Here is a 719-nt window from a genome sequence, read left to right on the forward strand (position 1 = left end):
GGACGTACCCGTTACCCTCAAAACCCGTTTGGGCTGGCATGACGAACATCAAAACTTGCCGACCATCGCCAAAATCGCCGAAGAAACAGGCATCGCAGCCCTTGCCATTCATGGCCGCACCCGTACGCAGATGTACAAAGGCGAAGCGCGTTACGAACTGATTGCCGAAACCAAAGGCCGTCTGAACATCCCCGTTTGGGTCAACGGCGATATTACTTCGCCACAAAAAGCCGCCGCCGTCCTCAAGCAAACCGCCGCAGACGGCATCATGATAGGGCGCGGCGCACAAGGCAGACTGTGGCTTTTCCGTGATTTAAAACATTACGCCGAACACGGCGTTTTGCCACCGGCCTTAAGCTTGGCAGAATGCAACGCCACCATTTTGAACCACATCCGCGCCATGCATGAATTTTATGGCGAAGTGGCCGGAGTACGCATCGCCCGAAAACACATCGGCTGGTACATCGACGAAATGCCCGAAGGCGAACAAACACGCCGGGAAATCAAACGCTTGGACAGCACCGCAGCACAATACGACACCCTTGCCGCCTATCTTGAGACGCTTTCAGAGAAAACCGACCGCTGGGTGTGTCACTATCGGGAAAGCTGAAGAGTTTCAGACGGCCTCATCATCTAAAAATAAATCTATTTAAAAACAAACTCAAAGAAAGACATCACGATGAATCAAACGACTACTGACATTGCGCAATGTATTGAAC

The 719-nt window shown here is 51.9% G+C and carries 1 protein-coding gene; it reads left to right on the forward strand.

The window, feature by feature from the left end; genetic code table 11:
• A partial coding sequence (locus ACTHUR_RS14015; protein ID WP_440399157.1) for a tRNA dihydrouridine synthase occupies positions 1-610 on the forward strand: 610 nt, incomplete at its 5' end.
• Positions 611-719: the final 109 nt, after the last annotated feature.

It is taken from the genome of Neisseria sp. P0021.S007 (assembly GCF_051956855.1).